Origin of the sequence: Actinomyces sp. (genome assembly GCF_030530635.1) — a bacterium.
GTDB lineage: Bacteria > Actinomycetota > Actinomycetes > Actinomycetales > Actinomycetaceae > Actinomyces.
The window spans coordinates 1-6,320 of the sequence record NZ_JAUMUL010000101.1 but is presented as its reverse complement, the minus strand read 5'-3'; the positions used below and the strand labels follow the sequence as shown (position 1 = coordinate 6,320).

The window sequence follows — 6,320 nt, the reverse complement described above, 5'->3', positions numbered from 1 at the left end:
CGCTTGACGGAGGAGATGGTGCGGTCGACGTTGGTGACGGCCTGGCGCTTGGCGACCTCACCGACCAGTACCTCACCGGACTTGGAGAAGGCGACCACCGACGGGGTGGTGCGCCCGCCCTCCGCGTTCGGGATGATGGTGGGCTCGCCGCCCTCGAGGACGGCAATGGCGGAGTTGGTGGTTCCGAGGTCGATGCCGACGGCACGTGCCATGGGTGCTCCTTGATGTCTTGCAGTGTTGAAGTTGAGTGGTACGCACTCAGGATCATGGTTGAGCGTGGCCTTGTCAACTCCACGCTCCGCGATCTTGAGTCTGATGCACTCAACTCTGAGCCGGACAGTTCTATTCCAGGCCCGACAAACATGACCCGAACCACACCCCACCCCTGCGCCGAGATCGGTAGACGTTACGTGCCGAGATCGGTTGATATGGCGCTTATGGGGCTCTTCCGGTTTGAGGGTGTGGCTGGTGGTGTGTTCTGGTCGGCGGCTGGCTGCTCGTTGTGACCGTAGGTGGGGTGGGCCTGTGCCGTGGGTACTTCCCGTGGAATGCGGGGTGGACGGTTCGTATGTTTAGTTGACGGTTCGGCACTTGGCACCGACGCTTCGACATGAACGGCGACGATACGTACCTCTGGGTGCCGAACCGTCACAGGAAGGTACGAACCGTCGACCAGAACACACGAACCCTCACGCAAAGGTACGAACCGTCAAGCGAGCACCTGAGCCGTCGCGCGCACACCTCACCCACCACACCCTCAAACGCGAAGAGCCATTAAAGGAGTTAGACCGTGGTCCAGGTCAAGGCGCCGTGTTACGGCGTTTTGCGAGCGCACCGGCCGCCCTCAACAGGGTCCCCAGCGCATTGGATGTACCCCGGCGCGGAAGGCGTTCAAGCCCACTTATGCGTCCGGGGATCAGGTGGGCGCGGCCACTGCCCGCCGCGTGGGCGACGGCCAGGGCCAGCAGCGGATGGTTATCCAGCGCACTATGCCCCAGATCCGTGACCGGCGCCAGGACCGCGTCGGGAGCCAGCTGCACGATCCGTTGCGCGACCGGGCGCGGAGTGCGCAGATCGCGCTCCCCGGAGACGACGACGGTCGGCACACCGTACTCGCTGGCGGCCCGCCGCAGGTCTACCGGGGTGCCACGGTAGGCGGGCATCCGTGTGGCGGCGTCCGCGAAGAACAGTTGCGGGTCCAGCGGACCGCCGTCCACGGGAAGCCCGTAGCCGAGTTCCCCATAGGCGATGCCAGAGACGAGGTCGGGCTCCATCAGGAAGGCAATCCCCTCGCCCTCGACTTCGCCGCGACCGGCCGCAGCCAGCGTCTCCCACAACCATTCCAGGCGACCCTCGTTCCAGGCGGCGATCAACGCCTGGAGGGTTCGCGCACCCGCGAACTCGTACACGACCTGGACTACGTGTGCGAGTTCATCTACCGGCCGGATCTCGGCCAGGGCCCGAATCCGCGCGGCGACGGCGTGGGTCTCGAAATCATCGCCGTCCCACAGGAGACGACGCCGGTATTCACGGGTTGCAGCCAGGTCACTGACCGGATCGAGTATGGGTGAGTCGAGCACGAGCACCCCCACCCGATCGGGGTGCCGCACGGTGAGGAGCTGGGCCAGATAGGTGCCGTAACTCGATCCGAGGACCGTGGCCCGTTCCACCCCCTCGGCGTCGAGTACGGCCGCGAGGTCGTCGGCTGCGGCCACCCCGGTGACGTCGGAGACCAGCAGGTCTGCACCGGTGGTGTCACGCCGGGACCTGCCCACACCGCGGTGCTCGACCATGAGCAGGTCCATGCCGCGCCGGGCCGCCAGGGCACGTAGCCTCACATACGGAGTGATAGAGGACAGGCCCGGGCCGCCTGGGATCACCAGCACCGGGCAGGCCGACGGCGGTCCGCTGCGCAGGTAGGCGAGCTCGAATTCGCGCCCGCCCGCGAGCCGCCGCCGTACCGAGGCCCCATACCGGGCGAAGATCGCCCGCGAACGCCGCTCCAGTGATGCCATGCCTGCACATTACTGGTTCTTCCGGTTTAGGGGTGTGGTGGGTGTGGGCGTCTGGTGGTGTGGTTCGGGCCCCCTGTGGTGGGTTTGCGCAGACGGCCCTGGTGTGCAGGCCCGCGGCGCCGCCTACCCGAGAACGACCTCCCACACCCGAAGGCGACCACCACACCGCATCCCCCGACCCGCACCAACACACCCACAAACCGGAAGAACCGGCAATCCATGAGCAGCTCGGCCATCCGGGTTAGATGCGCAATCCCCCAAGTGGGAAGGCCGGAGGCGCCGACGGCGCCCCCGTGGCCGGGGCGATAGCCGTCATGGGGCGTCATCGGGACTCGTGGTCTCGGAAGCGCATCCCAGACCGGTTGGTACAAAAGTCTGTCAAACGACTGCATGACGGCGCGACGCCGACGGGGTTAGGCTTCGACACGTAGTCTACATCACCTTACCCTTACATCTCGACGAGGAGAGTCCCTATGGCAGAACCACCGACCTCAGCAGCCTTGTCTGGCAAGGGCCGGGCCACCCAGGAGGAGATCGACGCCTTCTTCGCGCCTCCCACCAAGGAGGTGGGACCCTTCTTCATCGCCTCCTACCTGGCCGCTCAGCTGTTCTTCTTCGTCGCCCTCATGGGGCCGGCGATCGTCTCGATCCAGAACAAGGCCCTGTCCATGTTCCCGGACGACACTGCCGCCCAGGCCAATGCGGTGTCACAGATCGCCGGACTGGGTGCCCTGGGCGCGGTAGTCGCCAATGTCGTCTTCGGGCAGATCTCCGACCGCACCATGTGGCGCTGGGGCCGACGCCGCCCCTGGCTGGTTATCGGTATCGTCGGCATGACCATCGGTCTGGTGATCATGGGGCTGACCAACACCGTCCCCGCCGTCGCCGCCGGCTGGCTCGTGGCCCAGATCGGCGCCAACGCCGCCCTGGCCCCCTTCGTGGCGGTACTGTCCGACCAGGTGCCGGAGTTCCAGCGGGCCCGCATCAGCTCGATGATCTCCATCGCCCAGAACCTGGCCATCCTCATCGCCACCTACCTGTCCAACGGTTTGAAGGACAACCTTGAGATCCTTTTCATCGGCCCGGCCATTCCGGCGATCCTGTTCATGACCTGGTTCGCCTTCGTGCTTCCGGACAAGCAGCTGACCATCAAGCCGCCGCCGCTCGATTTCATGGGTCTGCTCAAGACCTTCTGGGTCAGCCCGGTCAAGCACCCCGACTACGCGCTGGCCTGGTGGGGCCGCTTCCTCATCACCCTGTGCTCCTTCGCCTTCACCACCTACCGCCTCATGTACCTGGTCAACCGGGTCAACCTCACGCGGGATGAGGCGCTCAGCGTCATTGCTACCTCCGTACTCATCTACACGATCGCACTCATGGCCGCGAGCTTCGTCGGCGGGCAGCTGTCCGACCGGCTCCACCGCCGCAAGGCCTTCGTCTTCATCGCCTCGGCACTGTTCGGCGTCGGCACACTGATGCTGGCGCACACCACCACCGTGTCCGGGTTCTACATGGTGGAGGCCATCATGGGCCTGGCCTACGGCGTCTACATCTCCGTGGATCTCGCCCTGGTGGTGGACGTCCTGCCCAACCCGGACAACGCCGGCAAAGACCTGGGCGTTTTCAACATCGCCAACGCTCTACCGCAGTCGCTCGCCCCGTACATGGCACCGCTCTTCCTGGGCATCGGCTCGGCCGACAAGACCAACTACCCGGCCCTGTGCTACTTCGCCGGCATCTGCGCCATAATCGGCGGCGTGCTGGCCATCTTCATCAAGAAGGTGAAGTAGCGGCACCGCCGCCGGGCCCCATTTCGGGACGGGCGGACACTCACAGCTCCCTCACAAGCCGTGCTGGTAATTTGACCGCGCGACGACGGCCGCGGCATCCGCACTGTGTGCGATGCGGCACCGCCGTCGTGGCCTCACCAGCCGGCACCCGCGTTAGTTAGGAGTTCCGTGTCCGCCCGTCCCGGCACCTTGAATGACCGGCTCACCGGTCTCATCCGGCGCCTGCGCCGCCGCTGGGAACTCGGCTACGGCGCCTGGGTCCTCGGAGCGCTGGCCTTCGCCGCCTGGACCGCCCTCGTGCGCGCCGGACTGACCGACCGCCTCGACGCCGCGCTGACGGTCCCGGCGCTGCCTCCCCGCTCGGGCCGGGGCCAGGTCCTGGAGGCGGTCTCCCTGCTCACCCACCCGCTGTTGATCTACGCCGCCATCGCCGTGGCCGCCGTCGTCACCTATCAGCGGCGCATGCGCCGCCTGTCGACCGCGCTGGTCACCTCCCTGCTGGGCCTACCGCTGCAAGTCGTGATCGCCACCTGGATCGACCACGCGCGCCCCTCCTCGGCCTTCGCCGACTCCCTGTCCTACCGCGGCTTCGCCTACCCGGCCGGGCACGCCGTCGCCATGACCGTGGCCGCCTGGGTGCTGGTAACGCTGACCCGGGCCCGACGCCGCCCCACCTCCCTGGTACATCTTTGGCGCCTGGCGGGCATCTTCGCCGTCGCCGTGACCTGCGCCAGCCAGTGGGCCATGGGGCTGCAATCCATCTCTGACCTGACCGGCGGGGTCCTGCTGGGCGCCACCGTAGCCAATCTCGGCCTGAGTGTGGGCGGCACCGAGGAGATCCTGGCGTCCTGGGCCCATATCGGACTGCCGGCCGCAACCGTCGACAAGCGCGCCGCCATTGTCTACAACCCCACGAAGTTCGACGACCTGTCCCTGCTGCGCAGGCGCGTGGAGTCCGAGGTGCTGGCAGCCGGCTGGCAGCCCACACTCTGGCTGGAGACTGCCCCGGACGACGTCGGCCACGAGCAGGCCCGCCGCGCCCTGGCCGCCGGCGTCGACCTGGTGCTGGCCGCGGGCGGGGACGGCACCGTGCGCGCCGTCGCCACCGAACTGGCGGGCAGCGGCGTGCCCATGGCGCTGCTGCCGACGGGCACCGGCAATCTGCTGGCCCGCAACCTGCACGTACCGCTCGACACCGACGCCGCGCTGCGCCTGGCCCTGTCCGGCCCCACCCGTGCCATCGACGTCGTGAGCTGCACCTGGGACGGCGGGACGGAGCGCTTCGTGGTCATGGCCGGCCTGGGCCTGGACGCGCGCATCATGGCCGACACCAGCGACGACCTGAAGAAGGTGATCCGCGCCGGCGCCTACGTGCTGGCGGCGGTGCAGAATGCGGTGCCGGACCCGTTCACAGTGCAGGTCAGCTTCGACGGTGACGACGACAGCGACGACGGGGCGGGTGCCCCCACCGATTCCGCCGAGCACCGGGTGGTCATGGCGCTGCTGGGCAACGTCGGCACCATCACCGGCGGCATGACGATCTTCCCGCAGGCGGTGCCCGACGACGGGCGCGTGGATCTGCTGCTGACCGGACCCAACCGGGTGGCCGACTGGGCCAAGGTGGGTGCCGGTCTGCTGATCGGTCAGGACGTGGATGGTGTCAGTCACCACCAGGCCCGCCGTCTGACCCTGTCCACGACGGAGCCGGTGCCCTTCGAACTCGACGGCGATCCCGTGGGCCGCACCCGCAACCTGGTGGCCGAGGTCGAGCCCGCCGCTCTGCGCGTCGTCGTCCCGCCCACCACCGCCATCCCCCGCCGAGGTCGGTAGAAGTTACGTGCCGAGGTCGGTAGAAGTTACGTGCCGAGGTAGGTTGATGTGGCGTTGGCCCACTCCCCGACCCCCAGCTGCGTGCTACGACTCCGGGGCGGGCGCGCAATGCGCACCAGGACCGCGCAACGTGCCTCCCGCGTCACCACACCGGCAATGCCACGCACTCATCTAGACTGGGGCGACCCATCACCGACCACAGGCAGGAGTCTCATGCGTTCACGACTCACCGTGGCACTGGGCCGCACGGCCCGTGCCCTGGCCCGCCTGCGTGGCGGCGGCTCCGGCGGCACCGCCTTCCCCGGCCTGGTGATGGAGCGCACCGACCCCGGGTTCCTCGCCCGCACCTTGGACCGACTGCCGCACGGGGTGGTGCTCGTCTCCGGCACGAACGGCAAGACCACCACCACCAAGATGGTGGTGCAGTTGCTGCGCGATCAGGGCTTGAAGGTGTTCACCAACCGCACCGGCTCCAACTTCGTACGCGGCGTGCTGGCGGCCCTGCTCACCGAGGTCGACGCCGCCGGTCGCCTGGACGCCGACGTCGCCGTGCTGGAGTTGGATGAGGCGCACGCCGTCCACTTCGTCCGCTCCGTCAAGCCGCGGGCGGCGCTCATGCTCAACGTAATGCGCGACCAGCTCGACCGCTTCGGCGAGATCGACTACACGGCCTCCCTGCTGCGCC

General features: G+C 67.9%; 5 protein-coding genes. 3 read left to right on the top strand and 2 right to left on the bottom strand.

All coding sequences use genetic code 11. The annotated features are described in order from the left end of the window. Both Q4A20_RS14510 and Q4A20_RS14505 read right to left on the bottom strand, forming a co-directional pair. The coding region (locus Q4A20_RS14510) for an Hsp70 family protein (protein WP_303124062.1) at window positions 1–212 on the bottom strand (212 nt) is incomplete at its 3' end. A 588-nt stretch (window positions 213–800) separates the two neighbouring features. Beyond that, window positions 801–2,015 carry an alpha/beta fold hydrolase gene (locus Q4A20_RS14505; protein WP_303124060.1) on the bottom strand — a complete coding sequence of 405 codons (1,215 nt, stop codon included), beginning with the start codon at window positions 2,013–2,015 and terminating at the stop codon, window positions 801–803. A 473-nt stretch (window positions 2,016–2,488) separates the two neighbouring features. Here Q4A20_RS14505 and Q4A20_RS14500 point away from each other — a divergent pair, with 473 nt between their 5' ends. The 3 genes from Q4A20_RS14500 to Q4A20_RS14490 form a co-directional block, all read left to right on the top strand. Beyond that, window positions 2,489–3,805 (top strand): MFS transporter, encoded by a 1,317-nt coding sequence (locus tag Q4A20_RS14500; protein ID WP_303124058.1) that lies wholly within the window; start codon window positions 2,489–2,491, stop codon window positions 3,803–3,805. Window positions 3,806–3,973: 168 nt separating this feature from the next. Next, the gene (locus Q4A20_RS14495) at window positions 3,974–5,635 is read left to right on the top strand and encodes a diacylglycerol kinase family protein (protein WP_303124057.1); all 1,662 of its coding nucleotides are present in this window, start codon (window positions 3,974–3,976) and stop codon (window positions 5,633–5,635) included. A 213-nt stretch (window positions 5,636–5,848) separates the two neighbouring features. Continuing rightward, window positions 5,849–6,320, top strand: a 472-nt coding sequence (locus Q4A20_RS14490) for a Mur ligase family protein (RefSeq protein ID WP_303124055.1), incomplete at its 3' end; no start/stop codon positions are given.